The following is a 25446-nucleotide window of genomic DNA, read 5'->3' on the forward strand; positions in this document are numbered from 1 at the left end:
GCACCGTCAGGGTGAGGGCGACAGTAGGGCGGGTTCGGCGGGTATTACAAGACTTGTACGGACTGATTTCGCTTGTCCGTCGCCTTCTTGCGTCAGCACGGCGCCTTATTGCGACGTCGGCCAGTTGACGGTACGTCGGGACGGCCGCTCGGCAGCGCTGAGCGAGAGGGGTGGGGGGCGGGCGGGGTGCGTCCGCGCGCGGCGGGACCGGCCGGAGGATGCTCGACAGCTCGGTCGCGACACACGCATCGGGCTCGGAGCCCGGAGCTGGGGGGAAGAAGGTGTCCGGCCGGCGAAGGGGGCGCGGCCGTCCTCGGCCGGGGAACAGCCGGAGGCCCGCAGGAGACGGCTTCGGTCAGGGGCCGATCGGGCCGGGACCGGGGTCATCCGTCCGGGATGCGCAGGCCGGGGTCATCCGTCCAAGGCGATCAGGCCGGGGTCATCCGTCCGGGGCGATCAGGCCGGGGCCGGGTCAGGAAAGGTCAGAGCTTCATCTCGAAGAGCCCGGCCGGACGCTCCCGGCGGTAGCCGAGGGCCTCGTTGACCGCGAGCATCGCGCCGTTCCCGTCGGCGACGGACGTGGATATCTCCCGTACTCCCGGGTGCTCGTCGCGCAGCACGTCCAGCAGGTGCCGCTTGACCGCGCGGCCGACGCCCCGGCCCCGGTGGGCCGGGAGGACCGAGGTGTCCCCCTGCGCGGCCCGGGTGTCGTCCGACGTGTGCAGGACCGCCTCGGTGTACGCGACGACGGCGCCGGCCGTGTCCAGGGCGGCGACCGTCACGAGGACGCCGCCCCGCTGCCCCACGAGCCGCGCCGCAGCCCGCACACTCCGCGCGTCCCACTGCGGCGGCCGGGCCGCGAGATCGCCGCTCGGCGCGTCCACGAGCGCGTTGTGCACCGTCGCGAGGCTGCCGGCCAGCGCGGCGGGCGCGACACCCGTCCAGTGCGCGAAGCGCAGACCCTCGGGCAGCGACAGCGGGGGTGTGCTCTCCCGTGCCTGTTCGACCCGCTGGACGTACCGGGTGAGCGGCAGCATCTTCACGAACCCCAGGCTGTCCACGAACGCCTCGCCCGCACCGCCGAGTTCGAGGCGCGTGGAGACCGACGTGCGCCCTTCGGCGAGGAGCAGCTCGCGGATCCCCGCCCAGAGCCGCGCCCCCACCCCGCCGCGTCTGACCCCCGGATCCACCACCAGCTTGTGCAGATACGCCGCATGCAGGTTGGGCGGCTCCGTCCACAGGAGGAGGGAAGCCACCCCCTCGTACGAGCCGTCCTCCGCCACCGCCGCCAGGTGTGCCTCCCGCCCGTTCCACGGTTGCACGCTCAGCCTGCCCGCCGTTTCGGAGCGGCTGGGCTCCGGAACGGCGGCCGGGAGGTCACGGACGTGCGCGGCGCTGACCACTGCGTGCCAAGCGTCGATCTCCGCGTCCGAGGGCGGGTTTCCCAGTGTGATCAGCATGTAGAGAACCTACGCGTGCGAGGGTGGCGACGCCCCTTACTTACGGAGACGTCCTGGCGGCGGCGCGGGCCTCCGGGGCCCGGACGAGGACGGATGGCGGCGAGCGTACGGCGACGAGGACGGCGCGAGCGGGATGGACAGACGGTGGGCCGAGCGGTGCTGGTCAGGCAGTGCTGGTCAGGCGGTCGCGTTCTCGGTGACCGTGACCCGTCCCTTGCGGATCGTGGCCAGCCTCGGGGCGCGGCGCGCGATGGTGCTGTCGTGAGTGACCATGATGAAGGTCAGGCCGTGCTCTTTCCAGAGCCCCTCCAAGAGTTCCATGATCTCGTCCCGCATCGACTCGTCCAGGTTTCCCGTCGGTTCGTCCGCGAGCAGCACCTTCGGATGCTTGACGAGGGCGCGCGCGATCGCGACGCGCTGCTGCTGCCCGCCGGACAGTTCACCCGGGACGTGCGCGAGCCGCTCGCCGAGGCCCACCGAGTTCAGCGCCTCGGCGGCCTGCTCGCGGCGTGCGGCGCCCTTGATGCCGAGGGGGACGAGGGCCGTCTCCACGTTCTCCTGCGCGGTGAGGGTCGGGATGAGGTTGAAGCTCTGGAAGACGAACCCGATCTTCTCGGCCCTGACCCGGGTGAGCCGCGCCTCGGAGAGCGCGCCGAGATCGGTCCCGTCGAGTTCGACGGTGCCCTTGGTGGGGCGGTCGAGACCGCCCAGCATCTGCAGGAGGGTCGACTTGCCGCCGCCCGTGGGGCCCTGGATGACGAGTCTGCCGCCGTCGGGGATGGTCAGGTCGACGCCGGCGAGTGCCTGGACGGTCTTCTTGCCGCGCTGGTAGTGCTTGGTGACTCCGGTGAGCTGGTACATGGTGTGTGACTCCTGCGACGAGAAGGAAAGTGCGGTGAATGGGAGGCGCGACGCCCGGGCGGGGCGCGCGGCGCTCCGGCGGGGTGGTCCGGCCCGGCCCGGTGAGGTCGGGCCCGGCCCGTGCGGTGTGGTCCGGCGCCGTACGCAGACGTGGTGCGGTCCGGTGCCGTACGGGCGGACGTCGTGCGGTCCGGTGCCGTACGGGGTGGTGCGGCCTGTCGCTGTACGAGGTGCCGCGGTGCGGGTCGGAGGTCGGGCCGCGCGGTGTGTCCGTACGCGGCGCCGCGGAGCGGGATGCCGCCCGGGTGGGCCCCCGGACGGCCGGTACGGGCCCCGCGGCCGCCTCACGCGGTCCGCGGAGCCCGTCGCGGCGGCCCGGGCGGTGGACCGGAGCCCCCGTGCCCCGGCCCCCGGGACGGCCGACGGGCGGTGTCGTCCGCCCGCCGGCCGCGCCCGCGTGTCGTCCACCCGCACGGGTGGCCGCGAGACAGCCGTCGGCCGGGGACTACTCGATGCGGCGCAGCGCGTCCGCCGGGCGGAGCCGGGAGGCGCGCCAGCCGCCGAAACCGCCGGCGATCAGGCCGCCCGCGACGGCCAGCGCGACCGCGACCGCGATCACACTCAGCGAGACGGGCGCGGAGAGCGTCACCTGGACGGCCTTGGAGGCGAGCTGCCGCGCGGGACCACCCGCGCCACCGCCGCCGAAACCGCCACCGCCGCCACCACCGAAGCCGCCACGACCCGCGCCACCGCCGCCGCCCGCACTCGCGAGCTGCGCCGTGAGCGTCGGGCTGATCGCGGACACCACGTAGGCGCCGATGAGGCCGAGCGCGATGCCGAGCACACCGCCCATCAGGCCGTTGACCAGGGCCTCACCCATGACCTGACGGGTGACCCTGCCGCTCTTCCAGCCGAGCGCCTTGAGGGTGCCGAACTCCCGCACCCGGCGGCTGACCGCGGAGGAGGTCAGCAGGCCCGCCACCAGGAACGCCGCGACGAGCACGGCGATCGACAGCCACCTGCCGACGTCGGACGCGAGATTCGACGCCGTGGACAGCGATCCCGAGACCGTGGAGGCGAGGTCCGCGGAGGTGGTGACGGTCGTGCCGGACACGTTCTTCTGGACCGCCGCCTTCACCGCGTCGATCTGCTTCGAGTCGGACGCCTTCACGTAGACGGTGGTGACCTTCGCCTTGGCGTCGCCCAGCGTCTGCGCCTTCTGCAGCGGTATGTAGACGTTGGCCGCCGCGTCACCGCTGTCGGCGGTCGCGATGCCGATGATCGTGAACTTCGTGCCGCTGATGGTGAGTGTCTTGCCGACGTCGAGGCTCTTCTGCTTGGCGTACGCGCTGTCCACGAGTGCCACGTCGGCGTTGGTCTCGGACGTCTTGAACGTCCGGCCCTTGGTGAGCTTCGAGCTCGTCAGCGGGCCGAGCGCGGCGTTCGTGACGTCCGTACCGAAGACGGTGTACGAGTCGACGCTGAAGGAGGCGCCGCCACCCTGCACCTGGCCGCCGCTCGCACTGCCGCCGCCCCGGGTGCCCCGGCCGCCGCTCTGCTGGCCGGGCTTGAACTCACCGCGCTTGAACTGGCCGTTGACCTTGAGGACGTTGAGGCTGAGGCCGCCGACGGCGGAGGCGACGCCGTGCTGGTCCCCGACCTTCGTGACGGTCGAGTCCGCGAGCGTCTGGAAGCCCTGCACCATCACGCGGTCGGTGCTCTGACTGCTCTTGTCGTCGTTGTTCTGACCCTTGAAGTCGAAGCGGGGACGACCGGAGTCCCCGCTGCTGCCTGCGGCCGGGGCCGCCTTGGTGACGGTCATGTCGGTGCCGAGACCGTAGAGGGACTGCAGGACCTTGTCCTGGGCCTTGTTCATGCCCGCGGTGACCGAGCTGACCACGATGACCAGCGCGATGCCGAGGGCGAGTCCTGAGGCGACGACGAGGGCCGCTTTTCTGCGGCGACGCAATTCGCGCCGGAGGTAGGTGACGAACATGGCGTGAAATTACGGGCGCGTGGTGACAGGTTGTTGAGGCTCCGATGAGAGTGGGATGAGAACACGCGGAAGCGGCACGGCGGCCGCACCCGGAAGGGGTGCGACCGCCGTGCCGCGAGGTGCTCCGATGACCCGCGAGGTTGCCGGTTCCAGGGGGCGCGCCGCGCCGCCCCACCGGGCCGCGAGGCCCCGCGCCGGGGCCGGTCAGGCGGCGGAGCCCGCCTGCCAGTCCGCCCAGCTCATGTTCCAGCCGTTGAGGCCGTTGTCGGGCTGGACCGTCTTGTCGTGGGAGTTCTTGACCGTCACCACGTCACCGACGAGCGAGTGGTCGAAGAACCAGTGCGCGGGCGTGTTGGGGTCGCCCGCGCCCTTCACGTCCTGGAGGCCGACGCAGCCGTGGCTCGTGTTGGAGCTGCCGAACACCGAGGACGCGCCCCAGTAGTTGCCGTGCACGAAGGTGCCCGAGTTGGTCAGGCGCATCGCGTCGGGCACGTCCTTGATGTCGTACTCGCCCTTGCCGTCGGAGTCCGTGAAGCCGACCGTCGCACCGTTCATGCGGGTCTTCTTGTACTTCTCGGAGATCACCATCTGGCCGTTGTACGTGGTGTGGTCCGGCGACCCCGCCGAGATCGGGATGGTCCGCACGGTCTTGCCGTCCTGCTGGACGACCATGGTGTGCGTCTTCGCGTCCACCGTGCTGACCTGGTTGCGCCCGACCGTGAAGGACACCGTCTTCTGCTGGACGCCGTAGGTCCCGTCGGAACCCTTCACACCGTCGAGGTTGAGCTTGAGGGTGACCTTGCTGCCGGCCTGCCAGTAGTTCTGCGGACGGAAGTCCAGGCGCTGGGAGTTGAACCAGTGCCCCACGACCTGCTGGCCGCTCGTCGACGAGACCTGGATGTGCGACTGCACGTCCTTCTTGTCGGTGATGGACTTGTCGAAGTTGATCGACACGGGCATGCCGACGCCGACCGTCGAGCCGTCCTCGGGGGTGAAGTTCCCGATGAAGCTGTGGGCGGGCGAGACGGTGGTGAACGTCGAGTTCTCGTCCGCGCCGCGGCCCTTGCTGTCCTTCGCGGACGCGGAGACCTTGTACGTGGTGGAGCGGGCCAGCTGCCCCTGCGGGCTCCAGCTCTTGCCGTCGGCGGCGATCGCGCCCTTGACCGCGGTGCCGTCCGCTGTGGTGAGACTCACGTGTGTGAGGGTGCCCTGGGTGACGCTGACCTTGGCGGCGTTGTTGATGCTCGCGTTGTCCGCGCCGTTACCCGGCGTGATGGCTATCTTCGCGTCGGACGTGTCCTGCGCGGCGGCCTTGTCGGCGGCCTGCGCCTGTGAGGACTGCTTCGGGGACGACGAGGCGCCCCCTCCCCCGCCGTGGCCGCCACTGCATGCCGAAAGCACCAGGACTCCGCCCAGTGCCGCGGACGCGGCCGCAATGCTGGTGCGCCGCTTCCTCTGCGTCATCACACGCTTCTCCATCGTCGCCGAATAACTCTGCGGACAGCTTCTAGAAACAGCCGTGGCATGCCGTTCGGTTCCACATCGCCGGGCGATGTGTCCGAGGCCACTGATGTGCCACGCGCGGTCCCGTCGCGTACCCCGGTCCCCGGTCGTGATGCCGGTCGGACCCGGGTCCCGGCCGGAGTGGAAAACCCCGCCGCCGGCCAGGAAAACCCGGCGTTCGGGAAGGGCCGGGTGTTCCAGGGTGACACGGATTCGCAGTGACTCGTGACATCTCGTCCCGTTCAGGACGTCTTCAGGACCTCCGTCCCGGACCTATGTCCCGCACCCCGTGTGGCCACCCATCCACGCACAGTAGGGGAACTGGAGGGCGACTTTCCCCCACGGGTGCGTTGTCACTAGCATCGGCGCACCCCACCAATTCGACCTCGTCACAAGGGGATCGATCTCGTGTCCGTCACTTTCCGCTCTGCCGCGTTCCGTCCGCTCGTGACCGCCGGCGCCGCCGGGGTCATGCTCTGCGGCCTCTTCTTCATCCCGACCGCCCACGGCGGGGTACCCCGCGGTGAGACACCCCACAGAACAGGGCAGGCCGCGGTGTCGCAGGACACGGGCGGCACACCGGACGCGGCCGACGCGGCCGGTTCCCCGTCCGCGCCGGGCTCGGGGGCGGCCAGGAGCGCCGTCTTCGCCGGGCAGAACACCCGGGCGTCGCGGCAGCTCGCGCTCGGTGAGACGCCGGCGAGCGACGCGACGCCCTACGTGGTGGGCGGCGCCGGTGTGTTGTGCGTCGGCGCCGCGTTCGTGACCCGGGCCATGCGGCGCAGGGACGGCGCGGCCTGACGGGCGGCGCGGGCCCGGGCCGGGGCCGGGGCCGGGCCTATCCCGGACCCTGCGCGCCACCGGCCCCCATCGCACCGCGGGTCCGCTGATCCACCGGCCCCATCGCGCCGCCGGTCTGCCGCCCCCACCGAACCGCTGTGTGCTGCCCTCCCGTTCGTGTCCGCGCCCTGCGTCCGGCGTGGTGCTCCTTGAGGTCTCCCGCTCACACCAGGGGGCCCGTGTGCGGCTCCACAGCGCTCACCAGTGCCCCCGACCGTACGAAGGCGTCGGCGGCGGCCAGGTCCGGCGCGAGGAAGCGGTCCGGGCCCGCGCCCTGCGACCCGGCGGCGCGCAGGGCGTCGATCGCCGCACGCGACGCGGGCGCCGCGGTGAGCCCTGTCGCGGGGCCGGTGCGCAGTTCGAGCGCCCGCGTCGCCGCGTACAGCTCGACCGCGACGATGCGGGTCAGGTTGTCCACGGTGGTGCGCAGCTTGCGCGCCGCGGACCAGCCCATGGAGACGTGGTCCTCCTGCATCGCGGAGGAGGGGATCGAGTCCACCGAGGCCGGGTTCGCGAGTCGCTTCATCTCGCTGACCAGAGCGGCCTGCGTGTACTGGGCGATCATCAGCCCGGAGTCCACGCCCGGGTCGTCGGCGAGGAACGCGGGCAGGCCGTGCGAACGGTTCTTGTCGAGCAGCCGGTCGGTGCGCCGCTCGGCGATGGAGCCGAGGTCGGCGGCGGCGATGGCGAGGAAGTCCAGGACGTACGCGACGGGCGCGCCGTGGAAGTTGCCGTTCGACTCGACGCGTCCGCCCCCGGACTCCGTGCCGGGCTCGCCCCAGATCACCACCGGGTTGTCGACGGCGGCGGCCAGCTCGCGCTCCGCGACCGTGCGGGCGTACGCGAGGGTGTCCCGCCCCGCGCCCGCGACCTGCGGAGCGCAGCGCACCGAGTAGGCGTCCTGGACGCGCGGCGCCTCGTCCTCCTGGAAGTGCCCGGTCAGCCCGGAACCCGCGAGGACCCGCAGCATGTTCGCGGCGCTCGCGGCCTGCCCGGGGTGGGGCCGGATGGCGTGCAGTTCGGGGGCGAGGACGCCCTTCGAGCCGAGCAGCGCCTCCAGCGTGAGAGCGGCGGTGATGTCGGCGCAGGTGTAGAGGCGGTCCAGGTCGGCGAGCGCCAGCACGAGCATGCCGAGCATGCCGTCCGTGCCGTTGAGCAGCGCCAGGCCCTCCTTCTCCCGCAGTTCGACGGGGGTGATGCCGTGGGCGGCGAGCAGTTCGCCGGCCGGGCGCAGGGTCCCGTCGGGGCCCTCGGCATCGCCCTCGCCCATGAGGGCGAGCGCGCAGTGGGACAGCGGTGCGAGGTCGCCCGAGCAGCCGAGGGAGCCGAACTCGTGGACGACGGGCGTGATGCCCGCGTTCAGCACGTCGGCCATGGTCTGCGCGACCTCGGGGCGTACGCCGGTGTGACCTGAGGCGAGGGTCTTCAGCCGCAGGAACATCAGGGCGCGCACGACCTCGCGCTCCACCCGGGGGCCCATGCCCGCGGCGTGGCTGCGCACGATGTTGCGCTGGAGCTGGGCGCGGAGGTCCTGGCCGATGTGGCGGGTGGCGAGCGCGCCGAACCCGGTCGAGACGCCGTACACGGGCTCGGGCTTCGCGGCCAGGGCGTCCACGACGGCACGGGCTGCGGCGAGTGCGTCGAGGGCGCCGGTGTCGAGTTCCACGCGCGCGCCTTGGCGGGCGACCGCGACGACGTCCTGCGCGGTGACCCCGGACGTTCCCACCACGACGGTATGCATATCCATATTCAGCAGCGTACGGATTGAATCGGAAAGTGTCACCGGCCGGGGGTGCGGGCGCCGCGTCCGACGGGACGTCACGAGCGCCGCGGGGGCACCCGGCAGGTGGCGATCCGGGAGGCCGGTGGCGCCCTAAGGTGCCGGTGGCGCTTCCGGTTTCGGGTCCGGTCGCGGGTCCGCCTTCGGGTAACGGTCCGGATCCGGTCGCGGATCCGGTCGCGGGTCCGGGTCCGGTCGCGGGCCCGGCTTCCGGCGACGGTCCGGCTCCGGGTCCGGTATCCGACCATGGCCCGGGTCCGACGTCGGGCGACGGTCCGGGTCCGGCGTCGGGTAACGGTCCGGGCCCGGCTTCGGGCGACGGTCCGGTTTCCGGGCAGGGCCCGAGTCCGGTTTCGGCCGACGGTCCGGCTCCGGGTCCGGGTCCGGTAGCGGACCATGGCCCGGGCCCGGCTTCGGCTCCCGGGACGGTGGCGATTCCGGCGCGGGCAACGGCGGGCGGGTGTCGCGGAAGTGACGTCGCGCTCCTTCGGTGGGCGGGGGCGTGTCGGGCGCCGCGTCGGCCAGCCGGATCGTGACCCCGTCCCGCCCGGCGATCACCGGCACCGATGCCCGCTCGGCCTTCGCCCGGTACTGCGCGGCGTCGGCGAGCCGGAACAGCCTGCGCGCCGACCGCACCTGCCCGATCGGGTCCGCCGTGGACGCGACCCCGCACGCGACACCCTCGCCGAGTTCGAGCGCACCGGCCCGCAGGCACAGTTCGTCCGCCACGACGATCACCTCGTCCGCGCCGGGCCCGACCGTCAGCAGGCAGAACTCGTCCCCGCCGAGACGTGCCGCGAGTGCGCCGGGCAGCTTCGCGCCGCACACGGACAGCACCGTGCCGAACCGTTCGAGCAGCCGGTCGCCCACGGCGTGGCCGTGGGTGTCGTTGACCGCCTTCAATCCGTTCAGGTCGCACACGACGAGGCTCACCACGCTGCCCTGGGAGCGGTGCAGGGTGATCGCCTCGTCCAGCCGCGCGTCGACCGCGCGCCGGTTGGCGAGCCCGGTCAGCGGGTCCGTGAAGGCGAGCCGCCGCACCTCTTCGAGGCGTTCCGTCTGGGCGATGCCCGCCGCCACCACGGAGGCGATGACCGTGGCGAAGTCCGCGTCGTCGCTCCCGTAGAACGGGGCACCGACCGGCCGTGCCACGTACAACTCACCCCAGGCCCGGCCGTGCAGGATGATCGGCGCGACCACGCAGCAGCCGCGCCCGCGCCGCCGGAGCGCGGCGACGCGCTGGTGGCAGTAGCCGGAGTCGCCCGCGGGGGGGCCGGCCGCGGTCTCCACCCAGGCGTTGGGACCGCCGCCGCCGGCCCACTTCTCGTGCAGGAACTCCGCGATCTCCGGGAACTGGTGCACCGGGTACGCCTCGTCCTCCGGGAACTCCTCCTCGCCGAGGACCCGCTCGCCCGCGTTGACGAGGACCCGGAGCCTGCCGAGGTCGCGCTCCCACACCGACACGGCGGCGAAGCTGCCGCCTAGCGCATCGCGCGCCCCCTGCGCGGCCGCCCGCCAGGACTCGGACGGCGAGTGCGCCGCCGCCATGCCCTGGGCGAGCGCCACCATGGCGCGCATTCGCACATCTACTCCCATAACCCCACCTTAGGGTGGTTCGGGACGTTTCGATCACCTGGAGCAATGCGCGATCACGGAGCGTGTGCGTCGTGGCGCCGGCGGGCCCCGGCGGCACCGGACCTCTGCCGGGCGGCGGGGCCCCTCACTCCCCCGGCCACTGGGGCCTGCGCTTCTCGTTGAACGCGGCCACGCCCTCCGCCCGGTCCCCGGAGAACGCCACGGACCGCCAGGCGCCGTCCTCGACGTCCAGCCCCGTCCGCAGGTCGAGCCCGTGCCCGAGCCGCAGGGCCCGCTTCGCCGCCCGCAGCCCGACCGGGGAGTTCGCCGCGATCCGGCCCGCCAGCGAGAGCGCCTCGTCCCGGTCGCCGCCCCGAGCCGCCAGGACGTCCACGAGCCCCAGCTCGCGCGCCTCCCCCGCCTCGACCCGGCGGGCCGTGAAGACCAGTTCGGCGGCGCGGGCCGCGCCCACCCGGCGCGGGAGCAACTGCGTACCGCCCCCGCCGGGGATCACCCCGACGGACACCTCGGGCAGCCCGACCACGGCCGTCGCGTCCGCGACGATCAGATCGCAGGACAGCGCCAGCTCGAACCCGCCGCCCAGCGCGTAGCCGTGCACGGCGGCGACAGTCGGCATGGGCAGCTCCAGCACCCCGGTGTACGCCGCACGCGCCACCGGACGCTGGCGCATCAGGTCCGCGTCGCTGAATCCGTTGCGTTCCTTCAGATCGGCGCCCACGCAGAAGGCACGCGGATGGCTGGACGTGACCACGGCGACCCGCACGGAGCGGTCGGCGGCCAGCGCGTCGCAGGCGGCGGCCAGGGAGGCGGCCATCTCGGTGGAGACCGCGTTCATGGCCTCGGGGCGGTCCAGCACCAGCTCGGCGACGTGCCCGCCGTCGCCGTGCCGTCGTACGGCGACGAACGCCCCGTAGCGCCGCTCCCCGGCCTGACCGCTCTGGGCGGGCCGGCCGCTCCCCGCGGCCTCCCCGGCTCCTGCGGCCTGCGGTGCCTGCTCCGCTCGCGCGGTGTCCTCGCCCATGCGCCCTCCCTCATCGTCGGTGACCGGCGGCGGCTCGCCCGGCGGCCGGAGTCGATGTTAACGACGGTTCACCGCCCCGCCCAGAGCGGACCGCCGGACGGGCCTCACCCCGAAAGCGCCCGCAAGGCCGGTCCGGAAGCCGCACGGACCGGGGTCCTCCCCGTAACGGGACGGCCCGCGTCAGCCCGTGACGATGCCCGCCACGAGGTTGATGCTGGTGGCCAGGATGCTGGCGCCGAAGACGTACGACAGGAGACAGTGCCGCAGCACCACCGCGCGGATCGTGGAGCTGGAGACGCCGGTGTCGGAGACCTGATAGGTCATTCCGAGGTTGTAGCCGAAGTAGAGGAAGTCGCTGTACCTGGGCCGGTCGCCGGAGTTGAAGTCGATCCCGCCCTCGGGCGGCTGGTAGTAGAGGTACGCGTAGCGGGTGGCGTACATCAGATGCAGTGCCGCCCAGGCCATGAAGACGCCTTCGAGCGCCGTCGCGGCCCCGATATGCCCGGTGTCCGCGTGGCCGAGCACGATCAGCATCACGATGCCCAGCAGTGCGCACACGGCGGCCGCCACCACCGCCAGCTCCTCGACGACGGGCCGGAAGTCCTCGCGTCGGACGTTGCGGTGGGTGGCGGCGGCATCCATCGGCCACAACACGATCCAGCCCGCCACGACGAAGAGGGTCTCCGCCGCCGCGATCCCGGAGATGACGCCCAGCGGCACCTCCGAGAGGAACCCGGCGACGACACCGACCACCGCGCCGGCGACCGCGGCTCCGGCGAGCCGGGGAACCGCGGAGTACGGCAGCCAGGTGGACATGGCCGAACGGTAGCGACCCCGTGTCGCGACCGGTACCACCCCGGCCGCGTGGTGCGGATTGCGGAAAACGAGCGTCCCCGGTCCGGCCTGGAGGCAGGACGGCGTCCGGGGCGGCGCGTTCGGGAGCGTGCGCGGAGTCCGGGCGCGGCTGCCCGCGTTCGTCCCCGCTTGCGAGGCGGCGCGCGGGGCGTTTGAGTGAGGAGTGCGTTCACCGCAGCGGGAACCACCATGCCTGTGGGGTCCGGCTCACGATGCGGAAGGCCCGTCCGTTCGGCGGACCGCCGGATCGTTCCCGTGGACGCCGCCCACGCCGTCCGCCGTGGTTGAGCGGCCTCCGGCGGACGGCTTCCCCACCGGGGTGGGGCCCCGCGCGCGCGTTCTCACGAGCCCGGGCACGGGCCCGGCCGCGACGGTATCCGGCCCCTGCGGTGCACCCATTCCCGGCGGCGCGCACGCGCTGCCGGTGACGCCGCACGGCAAGGAGGCAGTGATGGCGCACCACCACAAGTCCAACAAGGCCGTCGAGGGGAACGCGGACAGCGAGCACGGACGGGGCATGCCGCGCCGCCCGGACGAGGACGCGATGGCAGAGCGGGTGGAGGAGGACCGGCAGGACGTCGGCCTCCCCGGCGACGGACGTGTCCCGTCCTCCTCGGAACCGGGCCGGTCCTCCTCCGAACCGGGCCGCACATCGCAGTAGCCGCACATCGCGGTGGGGGGAGCGGCCATCGGTCCGCCCGGCGGCCGGCCCGGGGCCCTGCCCCCGGCCGGCCGCCGGGCGCTGTCACGGGGCGCTGCCGCGGGCCGCGGCCCCCGCTCTCCGGTCCTAGCCGGTCGTGCGCCGGGAGAGCAGCCAGGGCTCCACCACGCCGAGCCCGCGCACCGGCCGCTGCCACATCGGCTGGAGCGCGAAGCGGTACGAGGGCGGCGCGGCGCCCTCCTTCTCGGCCCCGGCCTTCGCCTCCGCCGCCAGCGCCTCGGACGCGGGCGCCTCGCCGGTGCGGATCAGTTCCTCGGCGAACGCGCCGTCGACCAGGACGGTGTCCCGGGGCGCTATCGACGTCAGGCGGCTGGCCAGGTTGACCGTCGTGCCGAAGACGTCGCCCATGCGCGTGGTGACGGTGCCGAAGGCGATGCCCACCCGCAGCGCCGGCATGGTCTCGTCGTGGGCCATCGTCTCGATGAGCCGGAGCGCGATCTCGGCGGCGATACCGGCGTCGTCCGCCGCGAACAGCACCTCGTCGCCGAGGGTCTTGATCAGGCGTCCGCCGTGCGCGGCGACCAGGTCGGCCGAGGTCGTCTCGAACGCCTCGACCAGCTCGCCCAGTTCTTCCTCCTCCAGCCGTCTCGTCAGCCGGGTGAAGCCGACCAGGTCGGCGAAGCCGACGCACAGCCGCCGGTCGACCATCTCCTCGTCGTCGCCGGCCTGGACGACGCGCCCGGTCGCGGCGGCCAGCTGGCGCCGCCACACGTAGACCAGGAACTCCTCCAGCTCCGGCAGCAACAGCTCGACCAGCGGGTACGTGACCTCGGTGCGGGTCATCCCCGGCTCCGGCGGCTCGGTCAGCCCCTCAAGGAACGAGTCGATCTGCCACTCCGCGAGGCGCGCGGTGGTCTGCCCGGTGGACCGGGCGACCTGCACCGCCATCGGTTCGCTCAGCAGGCCCGCCTCGACGAGGCCCGCGAGGCGCCGCAGGGCCAGCACGTCGGCCTCGGTGAGCGCCTTGGCCTGGCCGATGTCCGCGAAGCCCATCGCGCGCCAGAAGCGCGAGGCGAGGTCCATGGAGACACCGGCCGTACGGGCGGCCTGGAAGGGCGTGTACTGGCGCTCGGCGCCGAGGATGAGGTGTTCCAGGCGGATGGCGAGGGGGTTGTCGGTCGGCTCGGCCGTGTGCTCCACCAGATGGTGCGTGGTGTGCTGGTCGCCGCCCGCCGGGGGTTCCGGCCGCTCGGAGCGGTCCGCCCCCTCGGCCCGCTCCGACGCGTCCGGGCTCGCGTCAGGGACGTCCCCGGCGGGATCCCGGGGGCGGTCGGCCGACCCGTCCTGGGACTCCTGCGGGGTCGGCTGGTCAGCGGCGGCGGCGTCCGGCGGGGGCTGCGGGTCGTCCGCGCCGGAATTCGTGTCGTCGACGGTCACCAGCCGCCTCCTGCCCGTTCCCTGCGCACTGTCCTGCCGATCCTGTGACCGATCTTCGTGAACTGCCTCAACGATACGGCAGGTGTGCCCTGGCTCACGTCCCGCCCGCCCACCTCGCGCCACCAGCCCCACCCGCCCCGGCGCAGGGGCCGCCGCGGGGGCCCGAGCGCCCCCGTACGCGCCGGACCAGCCTCGACGCGCCGGGGCCGGTGTCCGGGGCACGGGAGGCCGCGTACGGCCGGAGCCGCCGGAACGGCCGGCGGGCTCAGTCCGTCTCCGCCGACCGCAGGTGCACGATGTCGCCCGCCGCGACCGGCTCCCGTACGCCTGTCCCGGTCGCCAGTACCAGCCGCCCGTCCCCGTCGATCGCGACGGCCTCGCCGATCAGCTCCCGGTCACCGGGGAGCTCCGCCCTGACCGTGCGGCCGAGGGTCGCGCACCCCGCCGTGTACGCCTCCTGGAGCCGGGAGGCCACGGGGTCGCCGCCGGCCGCGCGCCAGTCCCCGTACCACTGCTCGATGGAGCGCAGCACCGCCCGCAGCAGGGTCTCCCGGTCCACCGAGACGGCGTGGGCGAGGGCGAGCGAGCCCGCCATGGGCACCGGCAGCTCGTCGGCACGCAGCGTCACGTTGAGGCCGATGCCGATGACGACGGCGTGCTCGCCCACGCGCTCGGCGAGGATGCCGCCGGCCTTGCGTTCCTCCCCGTCCACGACGACCAGCAGGTCGTTGGGCCATTTGAGGGACGTGTCCACGCCGGCGGCACGTGCGAGGCCCGTGGCGACGGCGACGCCCGTCAGCAACGGCAGCCACCCCCAGCGCTCGACCGGTACGTCGTCCCCGGGCCGCAGCAGCACGGAGAAGAACAGGCCGGAGCGTGCGGGCGCCGTCCAGCTGCGGTCGAGCCGGCCGCGCCCCGCCGTCTGCTCCTCGGCGACCAGCACCGCGCCCTCGGCGGGCCCGCCGCCGGTGCCGCCGGCCCGGGCCGCCAGGTCCGAGTTGGTCGATCCGGTGGTGTCGACCACGTCCAGTGCGGTCCACAGGCTCCCCGGCCTGATCAGCGTCCGCCGCAGCCCGGCCGCGCCCAGCGGTGGGCGGTCGAGGTCGGACCAGCGGCTTCCTGGGGTGTTCGGCTCCGTCATGCAAGCCAGACTATGTGTGGTAAACACCGCACCGCCGAACCGTAGGGGCGCGGATACGCTACGAGAACAAAGCTACGGATCAGTAGGAGTTAGTTGCCGATGACCGAGCCGACCGAGCCGGAACAGAAGTCCGCGGCAGGTGCGGGACCCGACCTGCACACCACCGCGGGAAAAATCGCCGATCTGCGGCGGCGGATCGAGGAGGCCACGCATGCCGGCACATCCCTCGCGGTGGAGAAGCAGCACGCCAAGGGCAAACTGACGGCGCGTGAACGCATCGACCTGCTGCTGGACGAGGAATCGTTCGTGGAGCTCGACGAGTTCGCCCGGCACCGGTCGACGAACTTCGGCATCGACAAGAAGCGCCCGTACGGCGACGGGGTCGTCACCGGCTACGGAACGGTCGACGGCCGCCCGGTGTGCGTCTACTCGCAGGACTTCACCGTCTTCGGCGGGTCGCTGGGCGAGGTCTACGGCGAGAAGATCGTGAAGGTCATGGACTTCGCGATGAAGACCGGCTGCCCGGTGATCGGCATCAACGACGGCGGCGGCGCCCGCATCCAGGAAGGGGTGGTCGCGCTCGGCCTGTTCGCGGAGATCTTCCGGCGCAACGTGCACGCCTCCGGTGTGGTGCCGCAGATCAGCGTGATCGTGGGGCCGTGCGCGGGCGGCGCGGTGTACTCGCCCGCGATCACCGACTTCACGGTGATGGTCGACCGGACATCGCACATGTTCATCACGGGCCCCGACGTCATCAAGACGGTGACCGGCGAGGACGTGGGGTTCGAGGAGCTCGGCGGTGCGCGCACCCACAACACGACGTCGGGCGTCGCGCACTACATGGCCGGGGACGAGAAGGACGCGATGGAGTACGTGAAGTCGCTCCTGTCCTACCTCCCCTCGAACAACCTGTCCGAGGCGCCGGCCTTCCCCGAGGAGGCGTCGCTCGACGTGAGCGACGAGGACCGGGAACTGGACACGCTGATCCCGGACTCGGCGAACCAGCCGTACGACATGCACACCACGATCGAGCACGTGCTGGACGACGGCGAGTTCCTGGAGACGCAGCCGCTGTTCGCGCCGAACATCGTCACGGGCTTCGGCCGCGTCGAGGGCTTCCCCGTCGGCGTCGTCGCCAACCAGCCGACGCAACTGGCGGGCTGCCTGGACATCAACGCCAGCGAGAAGGCCGCGCGCTTCGTGCGCACGTGTGACGCGTTCAACATCCCGGTACTGACGTTCGTGGACGTGCCGGGCTTCCTGCCCGGCGTGGACCAGGAGTACGGCGGGATCATCCGGCGCGGCGCCAAGCTGATCTTCGCGTACGCGGAGGCCACCGTGCCGCTGATCACGGTGATCACCCGCAAGGCGTTCGGCGGCGCGTACGACGTGATGGGCTCGAAGCACCTGGGCGCCGACCTCAACCTGGCATGGCCGACCGCACAGATCGCGGTGATGGGCGCGCAGGGCGCGGTGGGCATCCTGCACCGGCGCACGATCGCGGCGGCGGGCGACGCGGCGGCGCAGGAGGCGCGTCGCGCGGAGCTGATCGAGGAGTACGAGGACACGCTCCTGAACCCGTACGTGGCGGCGGAGCGCGGCTACGTGGACGCGGTGATCATGCCGGCGGACACCCGGGCACACGTGGTGAAGGGGCTGCGGCAGCTGCGTACGAAGCGCGAGACGCTGCCGCCGAAGAAGCACGGCAACATCCCGCTGTAGGAGGCCGTTCGATGATCAAGGTGGTACGGGGCAATCCGACGCCCGAGGAACTGGCGGCGGCGGTGGCGGTCGTCCAGGCCCGGGCAGCGGGCGCGGCGGAGCCGGCCGCCCCGCCCGCTCCTGGCCCGGAGTGGTCCGCGCCGGCGCGGATCGCGCGCACGCGGGCACCCATGCCGGGGCCGCGCGCGTGGGCGCGCACGTACTGGCCGGTGTGACGGCCCGGGGCCGCCCGTACGGCATGGTTCCTCCGGCCCGTACGGGCGGTCTCCGTGCCGTACGGGCGCACCGTGCCGTACGGGCCGGTCGGCGCGAGGCGGCGGCCGGGCGGACGAACCGACCGCCGCCTCCCGCATCGGCATCCGCACCCGCACCCGCGAGGGCCATGGCCCGGTGAGTACGCGTACTCAGGCGGCGTGCCCGCTTCCCGAAGCACCATCGGACGCATGCTCTGGTCCGATCCCGACGACAAGCCCCCGAGGGAGCTGCGTGACGCGCAGACCATGCTGCGGCGCGCCGGGGTCGTCATCGCCCTGGGGATGGTGCTGGCGATGCTCGTGCTCGGGCTGCTGTGAGCGACCGGCTCCGACCGGCCACCCGGGCGGCCGATAGCCTCGCCCCATGACAGAACTCCGCCGCCGCCTCGTGCTCGCATCGCAGTCCCCCGCCCGTCTCGGCCTGCTCAGGGCGGCCGGAATCGCGCCCGAGGTGATCGTCAGCGGGGTCGACGAGGACGCCCTGAGTGCCCCGACACCCGGCGAGCTGGCCCAGGTCCTGGCCGAGGCGAAGGCCCTGAGCGTCGCCGCGCGGCCGGCGGCCGCCGGTGCGCTCGTCGTCGGCTGCGACTCCGTGCTGGAGCTGGACGGTCAGGCCCTGGGCAAGCCCGCGGACGCCGAAGAGGCCACCGCCCGCTGGAAGTCGATGCGCGGACGGGCCGGCGTGCTGCGCACCGGGCACTGCGTGATCGACACCGCGACCGGCGGGCGCGCCGCCGCGACCGCGTCGACGACGGTCCGCTTCGGGACGCCGACGGACGCGGAGGTCGCGGCGTACGTCGCCTCGGGCGAACCGCTCCACGTGGCGGGGGCCTTCACGCTCGACGGCCGCTCGGCGCCCTTCGTGGACGGCATCGACGGCGACCACTCGAACGTCATCGGGCTGTCGCTGCCGCTATTCCGCCGGCTTCTCCTGGAGCTGGACGTGTCCCTCACGGACCTGTGGGTGTGAACGCTCCGGGGCGGCGGCCCGCCCGTTCGTCCCGTCCTCCCCGTACGCCAGCAGCACCCACACCAGCAGTCCCAGACCCACCATCAGCACCGCGAAGACCACCCACCCGAGCAGAGCGGACGCCACCGCCCCCAGCACCCCGTGCAGGACCGCGCTCACTATCAGCAGGATCCGCCCGGCCCGTCCCGGCGGCTGGTCCCTGACGGCCGTTCGGACCAGCGTCGCCGCGCAGACGAGGGAGAACAGGGCGGCGGCGCCGCACCCGATCCAGGCGCCGAGCGACATGGCCGACGGCTTCAGACCCGCGAGCGACATCTGCTGGAGGCCGACCACTCTCGACAGCAGCGCGGCCACCGCGACCAGCACCACCGCCTCCACGAAGACGACGGCCGCCGTCACCCATGCCACCCACACCACCGGTCGGCGAGCCACGCTGCCCACCCCTTCCTTGTTGCCGCTTGTTGCCGCTTGCTTGTTACCGCGAGTACAGAGTGCTCCGGGCACGCTACTCATCGGTAAACGGGGGGACAAGGGTTCGCACGAGGCGGGCGAAGATCGGGTACGAATGGGCCGTCACACGGCGGCACCTATGGGGTTCCTACAAAGAAACACGATTCGGCGCGGCGTACTCGCACAGAGAGCTGGGCCACATCAGGGCGCTACTGTGCCTGAAAGAATCCCGGCGTACCGTGGTGCCACAAGGGATTTCGTTACCTGGGCGAACCTCGTATCACGCTCCGTGTGAACGAGCTCACCATTGGGGACAGGTCGCAGGACCGTGTCGGCAGTCCCTAAACTCAGCTTGTTTTATTTGGAGGGAGCAATCGTGCGCAAGGTGCTCATCGCAAACCGTGGCGAAATCGCCGTCCGTGTCGCCCGCGCCTGCCGGGACGCGGGAATCGCGAGCGTGGCGGTCTACGCGGAGCCCGACCGGGACGCGCTGCATGTGCGGGTGGCGGACGAGGCGTTCGCCCTGGGCGGTGACACTCCCGCGGCGAGCTACCTGGACATCGCCAAGGTCCTGCAGGCCGCCAAGGACTCCGGCGCCGACGCCGTGCACCCGGGGTACGGATTCCTCTCCGAGAACGCCGAGTTCGCCCAGGCCGTCCTCGACGCGCAGCTCACCTGGATCGGCCCGCCGCCGCACGCCATCCGCGACCTGGGCGACAAGGTCGCCGCCCGGCACATCGCGCAGCGCGCGGGGGCGCCCCTCGTCGCCGGCACCCCCGACCCGGTCTCCGGCAGCGCCGAGGTCGTCGACTTCGCCGAGAAGAACGGTCTGCCGATCGCCATCAAGGCGGCGTTCGGCGGTGGCGGCCGCGGCCTGAAGGTCGCCCGCACCCTGGAGGAGATCCCCGAGCTGTACGACTCGGCGGTGCGCGAGGCCGTCGCCGCGTTCGGCCGCGGCGAGTGCTTCGTCGAGCGCTACCTCGACAAGCCGCGCCACGTCGAGACGCAGTGCCTCGCGGACACCCACGGCAATGTCGTCGTCGTCTCCACCCGCGACTGCTCGCTCCAGCGCCGCCACCAGAAGCTCGTCGAGGAGGCGCCCGCGCCGTTCCTGAGCGACGAGCAGAACGCGCAGCTGTACGCGGCGTCGAAGGCGATCCTCTCGGAGGCCGGTTACGTCGGCGCGGGGACCGTCGAGTTCCTCGTCGGCGCGGACGGCACGATCTCCTTCCTGGAGGTCAACACCCGCCTGCAGGTCGAGCACCCGGTGACCGAGGAGGTCTCCGGCATCGACCTGGTCCGTGAGATGTTCCGGATCGCGGACGGCGAGAAGCTCGGCTACGACGACCCGACGCCGCGCGGCCACTCCTTCGAGTTCCGCATCAACGGTGAGGACCCGGGCCGCGGCTTCCTGCCCGCCCCCGGCACGGTCACCACCTTCGCCCCGCCCTCTGGCCCCGGCGTCCGCCTCGACAGCGGCGTCGAGTCCGGCAGTGTCATCGGCCCGGCCTGGGACTCCCTGCTGGCGAAGCTGATCGTCTCCGGTTCGACCCGCAAGCAGGCACTGGAGCGTGCCTCGCGGGCCCTGGAGGAGTTCACCGTCGAGGGCATGGCCACGGCGATCCCGTTCCACCGCGCCGTGGTCAAGGACCCGGCGTTCACGAGCGAGCCGTTCACCATCTTCACCCGGTGGATCGAGACGGAGTTCGTCAACGAGATCCCGCCGTTCGCCGCCCCTCCCGTCGACGGCGACGTCGACGACGAGGGTCGCGAGACGGTCGTCGTGGAGGTCGGCGGGAAGCGCCTTGAGGTCTCCCTGCCCTCCTCGCTGGGCATGAGCCTGGCCCGTACCGGCCTGGCCGCCGGGGCCAAGCCCAAGCGCCGTGCCGCGAAGAAGGCGGCCTCCGCGGTCTCCGGCGACACGCTCGCCTCCCCCATGCAGGGCACCATCGTCAAGGTCGCCGTGGAAGAGGGCCAGGAGGTCAAGGAAGGCGAACTCATCGTCGTCCTGGAGGCCATGAAGATGGAGCAGCCCCTGAACGCGCACCGCGCGGGCACGGTCAAGGGCCTGGTGGCCACCGTCGGTGGCTCCGTCACCTCCGGCGCCACCATCTGCGAGATCAAGGACTGACGCGGGGGCCGCGCCCCGGCGCGGGGCGGGACCGGGGGCGGGCCGGACGACATCGGCCCGCCCCCGGCGCTGTGCGTGAGCGGCGCCGTCCAATGGCATCCTTGTCCCCACTCGGCCCGGAGCCCGGGCCGCCCGGGGCAGGAAGGGACTGCGGCAGATGGCGAGGAGTACGCCCACGGCCACGGCGGAACCGCGCAGAGCCATGCGCGCGGACGCCCGCCGCAACTACGAGCGCCTCCTGACCGAGGCCCGTACCGGCTTCGCGGAACACGGCACGGACACGTCGCTGGAGGACATCGCGCGACGCGCGGGGGTCGGCATCGGCACGCTGTACCGCCACTTTCCCAACCGCCAGGCGCTGATGAGCGCGGTCTTCCAGGACGCGCTGGCCGCCCTCCTGGAGCGGGCGCGTGCGCTCGGCGAGTCCGAGAACCCGTGCCGGGCGCTCGTCGAGTGGCTCCGGGCGTTCGTGACGTACGCGGGCGAGTACCGGGGGCTGTCACAGGCGCTGATGTCCGCCCCGCGTGACGACGACACTTCCGCGCTGGGCCGCTGCAACGGTCCGCTGCGCACGGCCGGGGACGCGCTCCTCTCGCGCGCGCAGCGGGCGGGCGCCGTACGGGAGGGCGTGTCGATCGAGGACCTGCTCCAGCTCACCAACGCGATCGCGCTGGCGTCGGAGCAGACACCCGAGGACCCGGAGCTGGCGGACCGGCTGCTGGCCCTCACGCTGAAGGGCCTGACACCGCGCCCGTCCGGCCCGCAGGCGTAGCGCGCGACGACGACCGCCCGGACCCCTCCCAGGCCGACCACGACCGCCCCGACCCCTCCCCGGGCCGTTCTCCCGCTCTCCTTGACGCCGCTGTTCCGCTCTCGCGCGACATGAGGACCCCGGCCGCACCGGGGAGGGGGGTGGCCGGCGCGCGACGGTTCACGCACCGGCCCGCGGCTACCTCCTGCGCAGGTCCCCGACCCGGGCCCGCTCGCGCTCCCGATCGGCGGATTCCGCCCTCGACGCCTGCGACGGCGTGGCGCTGCGCAGATGCGCCGGTCCCCCGTGGGTACGCCGCTGTCCGGGCAGCGGCGCCTCCCGGCGGGGCTCGGCCGGCGGCTCGGCCGCCGTCACCTCACTCGCGACGCCACCGGCGCCCGTACCGGCCACCGACACCTGCACACCCTGGTCCGCGAGCGCCTGGAGTTCCATCGCGGCCCGCTCGTCGTGGGCCGGCGGCTCGTCCGTCACCAGGCGGCTGATGAGGTCCGTGGGCACCGTCTGGAACATCGTGTCCGTCGCCAGCTTGGTGTGGTCGGCGAGCACCACCACCTCGCCCGCGGCCCGCACGAGCGCCCGGTCGACGCTCGCCGAGAGCATGTTGGACGTGGACAGGCCCCGCTCGGCGGTCAGGCCCGTACCGGACAGGAAGGCGCGGCTCACCCGGAGGCCCTGGAGGGACTGCTCGGCACCGCTGCCGACGAGCGCGTAGTTGGAGCCGCGCAGCGTGCCGCCCGTCATCACCACCTCGACGCGGTTCGCGTGCGCCAGCGCCTGGGCGACCAGCAGCGAGTTGGTCACGACGGTGAGACCCGGCACCCGGGCGAGCCGGCGGGCCAGTTCCTGCGTGGTCGTGCCCGCGCCCACGACCACGGCCTCGCCCTCGCCCACGAGGGTGGCGGCGAGATCGGCGATGGCGGTCTTCTCGGCCGACGCCAGGTGCGACTTCTGCGGGAAGCCGGACTCCCGCGCTAACCCGCCGGGCAGGACCGCGCCGCCGTGCCGGCGGTCGAGGAGGCCTTCGGCCTCCAGTGCCCGTACGTCACGCCGTACGGTCACTTCTGAGGTCTGGACGACACGGGCGAGCTCACGGAGGGACACGGCTCCGTTGGCGCGCACCATCTCGAGGATCAACTGGCGACGTTCTGCAGCGAACACGGAACTGACAGTAACCCCAATGACCGTCTGCTTTCAGCAGTTTGCACCTAATTACCGAAGTTGTACGTACGGGGTGTCGGTAAGTGGTATACGGGGAACCGGAACATGTCCTGCGGACACCGGAACCGTAACCGCCCCGGCGCCCTCCGGCCGGCTCCGCCCGCCCAACGCCCGCCCACGACAGGGCCGGTGGGGCGGCGCGACGGTGCCGCCCGCGCCGCGCCTCAGACCTCCCCGGCCGCCTTGCGCACGTGCAACTGCCGCGCGACCTCGGCGATCGAACCCGAAAGGGACGGATACACCGTGAAGGTGTTCGCGATCTGTTCCACCGTCAGGTTGTTGTCGACAGCGATCGAGATCGGATGGATCAGTTCACTCGCGCGGGGCGCGACGACCACACCGCCCACCACGATCTCCGTGCCGGGACGCGCGAAGATCTTCACGAAGCCGTCCCTGATGCCCTGCATCTTGGCGCGGGGGTTGCGCAGCAGCGGCAGCTTGACGACGCGCGCGTCGATCCGGCCCTCGTCCACGTCGGCCTGGCTGTAACCGACCGTCGCGATCTCCGGGTCGGTGAAGACGTTCGCGGACACGGACTTCAGGTTCAGCGGCGCCACCGAGTCGCCGAGGAAGTGGTACATCGCGATGCGCCCCTGCATCGCGGCGACGGACGCGAGCGCGAACACGCCCGTCACGTCGCCTGCCGCGTAGACGCCGGGCGCGGAGGTGCGCGAGACCCGGTCCGTCTTGATGTGGCCCGACGGCTTGAGGACGACCCCGGCCTCCTCCAGGCCCATCCCGGCCGTGTTCGGGATCGCGCCGACGGCCATCAGGCAGTGCGAGCCGCTGATGACCCGGCCGTCGGAGAGCGTCACCTCGACGCGGTCGCCGACCCGCTTGGCGGCGGCGGCGCGGGAGCGGGACATGACGTTCATCCCGCGGCGGCGGAAGACGTCCTCCAGGACGGCCGCCGCGTCCGGGTCCTCACCGGGCAGCACCCGGTCGCGGGACGACACGAGCGTGACGCGGGAGCCGAGCGCCTGGTAGGCGCCGGCGAACTCGGCGCCGGTCACACCGGAGCCGACCACGATGAGCTCCTCGGGGAGCTCGTCCAGGTCGTACACCTGCGTCCAGTTGAGGATGCGCTCGCCGTCGGGCTGCGCGTCCGGGATCTCGCGGGGGTGACCGCCGGTGGCGATCAGCACGGCGTCCGCCGTCAGCACTTCCTGCTCGCCGTCCGCGAGCTCCACGACGACCGTGCGGGAACCGTCGGTGCCCTGCCGCCCGTCGAGCCGGCCCCGGCCGCGCAGGACCCGCGCCCCGGCCCGCGTCACGGACGCCGAGATGTCGTGGGACTGCGCCAGCGCGAGCCGCTTGACCCTGCGGTTGACCTTGCCCAGGTCCACGCCGACGACCCGCGCGGACTTCTCCAGGGAGGGGGTGTCGTCCGCGACGATGATGCCGAGTTCCTCGTAGGAGGAGTCGAACGACGTCATCACCTCGGCGGTCGCGATGAGGGTCTTCGACGGCACGCAGTCGGTCAGCACCGAGGCACCGCCGAGCCCGTCGCAGTCGACGACGGTCACCTCCGCGCCGAGCTGGGCGCCCGCGAGGGCCGCCTCGTACCCGCCGGGTCCGCCGCCGATGATCACGATCCGGGTCACGAAAAATCAGCCTCGCGTCGTCTGCCGGCCGTCACTCACCCGGGCCGGGCTCCTGGGTGCCCCGGGAAGGAGGGTGCTCCGGGGGCGATGGAATACATGTCTCATTGTCCCGCACGCCATGGGTGCCGCGGTCACGGGTCCGCCAAACGCCCGCCCGGCGCGGCGGACGGCCGGGCCCGGCGCCCGTCACCCGCGGGAAGCGGCCGTTCTCCACGACGCCACGGGACACCGGGCCGGGCCGGACCCGGGGCCGCGGCGAGCGGGTCCGTACGGGCCGCCCCTGCGAAGCGTCCACCCGCGCACGCCTGCGCGCATCCCCGCGCACCGGCGTACGCGCCGGCGCCGGTGCGGGCGCGTACGGAGCGATGACGGGTGACGCCTTGGCCCCCGGCCGCCCCACGGCGCGCCCCGGGTCCGGCCCACGAACCCCGGCCCTCCCACCCCTCCCGTACCCTCGACCCCATGTCGCTCTACGCCGCGTATGCCGGCAACCTCGATGCGCGGCTGATGTCCCGCCGCGCCCCGCACTCCCCCCTGCGCGGCACGGGGTGGCTGAACGGATGGCGGCTGACCTTCGCCGGCGAGCAGATGGGCTGGGAGGGCGCACTCGCGACGATCGTCGAGGCGCCCCGTGAGCAGGTCTTCATCGCGCTCTACGACATCGCCCCGATGGACGAGGACTCGATGGACCGCTGGGAGGGCGTCGGGCTCGACATCTACCGCCGCATGCGGGTCCGGGTCGACACGCTGGAGGGCGCGGAGCCGTCGTGGCTCTACGTGCTGAACGGCTACGAGGGCGGGCTGCCGTCCGCCCGCTACCTGGGTGAGGTCGCCGACGCCGCGGAGTCCGCGGGCGCGCCGCACGACTACGTGATGGAACTGCGCAAGCGCCCCTGCTGAGCGGGCACCGCACCAGGATCCGCACGCCGCCGGGCCGGCGGAGCGCCTTGCGGGACCGTCACGGCGCCGGGGGCGGTCGCCCGTGGCACCGGGCCGAACGGCCGGCGCGTTCGCGCGGCCGGGGAGCGCGGGGCGGTCGCCCGCGACGCCGGGCGCAACGGCCGGGCGGAACGCGGGGACCAGCGGCGACCGCCGTTCGTCAGGGCCGTACGCCGAACGCCGCTGCGGGCCGCTGTTCGCCGCTGCGGACCGCCGTATGCTGCTCCGGGCCGCC

Annotated in this window: 21 protein-coding genes and 1 pseudogene; 9 read left to right on the forward strand and 13 right to left on the reverse strand. The window is 73.0% G+C overall.

Annotated features, from left to right (window positions below):
• Positions 1 to 482: 482 nt before the first annotated feature.
• The 4 genes from OG310_RS12515 to OG310_RS12530 all read right to left on the reverse strand — a co-directional run bounded on the left by OG310_RS12515 (position 483) and on the right by OG310_RS12530 (position 5796).
• Complete coding sequence (locus OG310_RS12515) at positions 483 to 1460, reverse strand: GNAT family N-acetyltransferase (protein WP_329455964.1); 978 nt, start codon at positions 1458 to 1460, stop codon at positions 483 to 485.
• A gap of 177 nt (positions 1461 to 1637) precedes the next feature.
• Positions 1638 to 2321, reverse strand: a complete 684-nt coding sequence (locus OG310_RS12520) for an ABC transporter ATP-binding protein (RefSeq protein ID WP_329455965.1) — start codon at positions 2319 to 2321, stop codon at positions 1638 to 1640.
• A gap of 505 nt (positions 2322 to 2826) precedes the next feature.
• On the reverse strand, positions 2827 to 4317 hold the full coding sequence (locus tag OG310_RS12525) for an ABC transporter permease (protein WP_329455966.1): 1491 nt from the start codon (positions 4315 to 4317) through the stop codon (positions 2827 to 2829).
• 204 nt (positions 4318 to 4521) lie between these two features.
• Positions 4522 to 5796, reverse strand: a complete 1275-nt coding sequence (locus OG310_RS12530; RefSeq protein WP_329455967.1) for a L,D-transpeptidase — start codon at positions 5794 to 5796, stop codon at positions 4522 to 4524.
• A gap of 432 nt (positions 5797 to 6228) precedes the next feature.
• Between OG310_RS12530 and OG310_RS12535 the strand changes: the two genes are divergently transcribed.
• Positions 6229 to 6621, forward strand: a complete 393-nt coding sequence (locus OG310_RS12535) for a hypothetical protein (RefSeq protein WP_329455968.1) — start codon at positions 6229 to 6231, stop codon at positions 6619 to 6621.
• A gap of 202 nt (positions 6622 to 6823) precedes the next feature.
• On the opposite strand, the gene hutH is transcribed toward OG310_RS12535, so the two are convergent.
• From hutH to OG310_RS12555, 4 genes and pseudogenes are all read right to left on the reverse strand, one after another.
• Positions 6824 to 8401: a histidine ammonia-lyase gene (gene hutH / locus OG310_RS12540; RefSeq protein ID WP_329460146.1), complete on the reverse strand. Its 1578-nt coding sequence runs from the start codon at positions 8399 to 8401 to the stop codon at positions 6824 to 6826.
• Positions 8402 to 8893: 492 nt separating this feature from the next.
• Positions 8894 to 10036, reverse strand: a pseudogene (locus OG310_RS12545) (diguanylate cyclase domain-containing protein); the annotation flags it as partial.
• A gap of 124 nt (positions 10037 to 10160) precedes the next feature.
• Entirely contained in the window at positions 10161 to 11057 is an 897-nt protein-coding gene (locus tag OG310_RS12550; protein WP_329455969.1) for an enoyl-CoA hydratase/isomerase family protein, read from the reverse strand.
• A 180-nt stretch (positions 11058 to 11237) separates the two neighbouring features.
• Positions 11238 to 11873 (reverse strand): DUF1345 domain-containing protein, encoded by a 636-nt coding sequence (locus OG310_RS12555; RefSeq protein WP_329455970.1) that lies wholly within the window; start codon positions 11871 to 11873, stop codon positions 11238 to 11240.
• 490 nt (positions 11874 to 12363) lie between these two features.
• Here OG310_RS12555 and OG310_RS12560 point away from each other — a divergent pair, with 490 nt between their 5' ends.
• The gene (locus tag OG310_RS12560; protein WP_329455971.1) at positions 12364 to 12573 is read left to right on the forward strand and encodes a hypothetical protein; all 210 of its coding nucleotides are present in this window, start codon (positions 12364 to 12366) and stop codon (positions 12571 to 12573) included.
• 126 nt (positions 12574 to 12699) lie between these two features.
• Here the strand turns inward: OG310_RS12560 and OG310_RS12565 are convergent, their stop codons facing one another.
• Both OG310_RS12565 and OG310_RS12570 read right to left on the reverse strand, forming a co-directional pair.
• A complete protein-coding gene (locus OG310_RS12565; RefSeq protein ID WP_329455972.1) occupies positions 12700 to 14010 on the reverse strand; it encodes an adenylate/guanylate cyclase domain-containing protein in 1311 nt (436 codons plus the stop codon).
• 265 nt (positions 14011 to 14275) lie between these two features.
• On the reverse strand, positions 14276 to 15151 hold the full coding sequence (locus tag OG310_RS12570) for a biotin--[acetyl-CoA-carboxylase] ligase (protein ID WP_329455973.1): 876 nt from the start codon (positions 15149 to 15151) through the stop codon (positions 14276 to 14278).
• Between the two features lie 99 nt (positions 15152 to 15250).
• On the opposite strand from OG310_RS12570, the gene OG310_RS12575 reads away from it, so the two are divergent.
• The 4 genes from OG310_RS12575 to OG310_RS12590 all read left to right on the forward strand — a co-directional run bounded on the left by OG310_RS12575 (position 15251) and on the right by OG310_RS12590 (position 18097).
• Positions 15251 to 16873, forward strand: a complete 1623-nt coding sequence (locus OG310_RS12575; protein ID WP_329455974.1) for an acyl-CoA carboxylase subunit beta — start codon at positions 15251 to 15253, stop codon at positions 16871 to 16873.
• An 11-nt stretch (positions 16874 to 16884) separates the two neighbouring features.
• Positions 16885 to 17088, forward strand: a complete 204-nt coding sequence (locus OG310_RS12580; RefSeq protein WP_329455975.1) for an acyl-CoA carboxylase epsilon subunit — start codon at positions 16885 to 16887, stop codon at positions 17086 to 17088.
• A gap of 228 nt (positions 17089 to 17316) precedes the next feature.
• A complete protein-coding gene (gene mmpB, locus OG310_RS12585) occupies positions 17317 to 17445 on the forward strand; it encodes a morphogenic membrane protein MmpB (protein ID WP_329455976.1) in 129 nt (42 codons plus the stop codon).
• A 46-nt stretch (positions 17446 to 17491) separates the two neighbouring features.
• Positions 17492 to 18097, forward strand: a complete 606-nt coding sequence (locus tag OG310_RS12590; protein WP_329455977.1) for a Maf family protein — start codon at positions 17492 to 17494, stop codon at positions 18095 to 18097.
• Here the strand turns inward: OG310_RS12590 and OG310_RS12595 are convergent.
• Positions 18041 to 18529 carry a hypothetical protein gene (locus OG310_RS12595; RefSeq protein WP_329455978.1) on the reverse strand — a complete coding sequence of 163 codons (489 nt, stop codon included), beginning with the start codon at positions 18527 to 18529 and terminating at the stop codon, positions 18041 to 18043. The genes OG310_RS12590 and OG310_RS12595 overlap by 57 nt on opposite strands.
• A gap of 394 nt (positions 18530 to 18923) precedes the next feature.
• Here OG310_RS12595 and OG310_RS12600 point away from each other — a divergent pair, with 394 nt between their 5' ends.
• Together OG310_RS12600 and OG310_RS12605 are read left to right on the forward strand one after the other, a co-directional pair.
• Positions 18924 to 20678, forward strand: coding sequence for an acetyl/propionyl/methylcrotonyl-CoA carboxylase subunit alpha (locus OG310_RS12600; RefSeq protein ID WP_329455979.1), 1755 nt, complete (start codon positions 18924 to 18926; stop codon positions 20676 to 20678).
• A 157-nt stretch (positions 20679 to 20835) separates the two neighbouring features.
• Positions 20836 to 21450 (forward strand): TetR/AcrR family transcriptional regulator, encoded by a 615-nt coding sequence (locus OG310_RS12605; RefSeq protein ID WP_329455980.1) that lies wholly within the window; start codon positions 20836 to 20838, stop codon positions 21448 to 21450.
• A 177-nt stretch (positions 21451 to 21627) separates the two neighbouring features.
• On the opposite strand, the gene OG310_RS12610 is transcribed toward OG310_RS12605, so the two are convergent.
• The gene (locus OG310_RS12610; protein WP_443078843.1) at positions 21628 to 22572 is read right to left on the reverse strand and encodes a DeoR/GlpR family DNA-binding transcription regulator; all 945 of its coding nucleotides are present in this window, start codon (positions 22570 to 22572) and stop codon (positions 21628 to 21630) included.
• A gap of 260 nt (positions 22573 to 22832) precedes the next feature.
• Entirely contained in the window at positions 22833 to 24272 is a 1440-nt protein-coding gene (locus tag OG310_RS12615) for an NAD(P)H-quinone dehydrogenase (RefSeq protein ID WP_329455982.1), read from the reverse strand.
• A gap of 462 nt (positions 24273 to 24734) precedes the next feature.
• Between OG310_RS12615 and OG310_RS12620 the strand changes: the two genes are divergently transcribed.
• Positions 24735 to 25172 (forward strand): gamma-glutamylcyclotransferase, encoded by a 438-nt coding sequence (locus OG310_RS12620; protein ID WP_329455983.1) that lies wholly within the window; start codon positions 24735 to 24737, stop codon positions 25170 to 25172.
• Positions 25173 to 25446: the final 274 nt, after the last annotated feature.

The organism is Streptomyces sp. NBC_01497, assembly GCF_036250695.1.
Classification (GTDB): domain Bacteria; phylum Actinomycetota; class Actinomycetes; order Streptomycetales; family Streptomycetaceae; genus Streptomyces.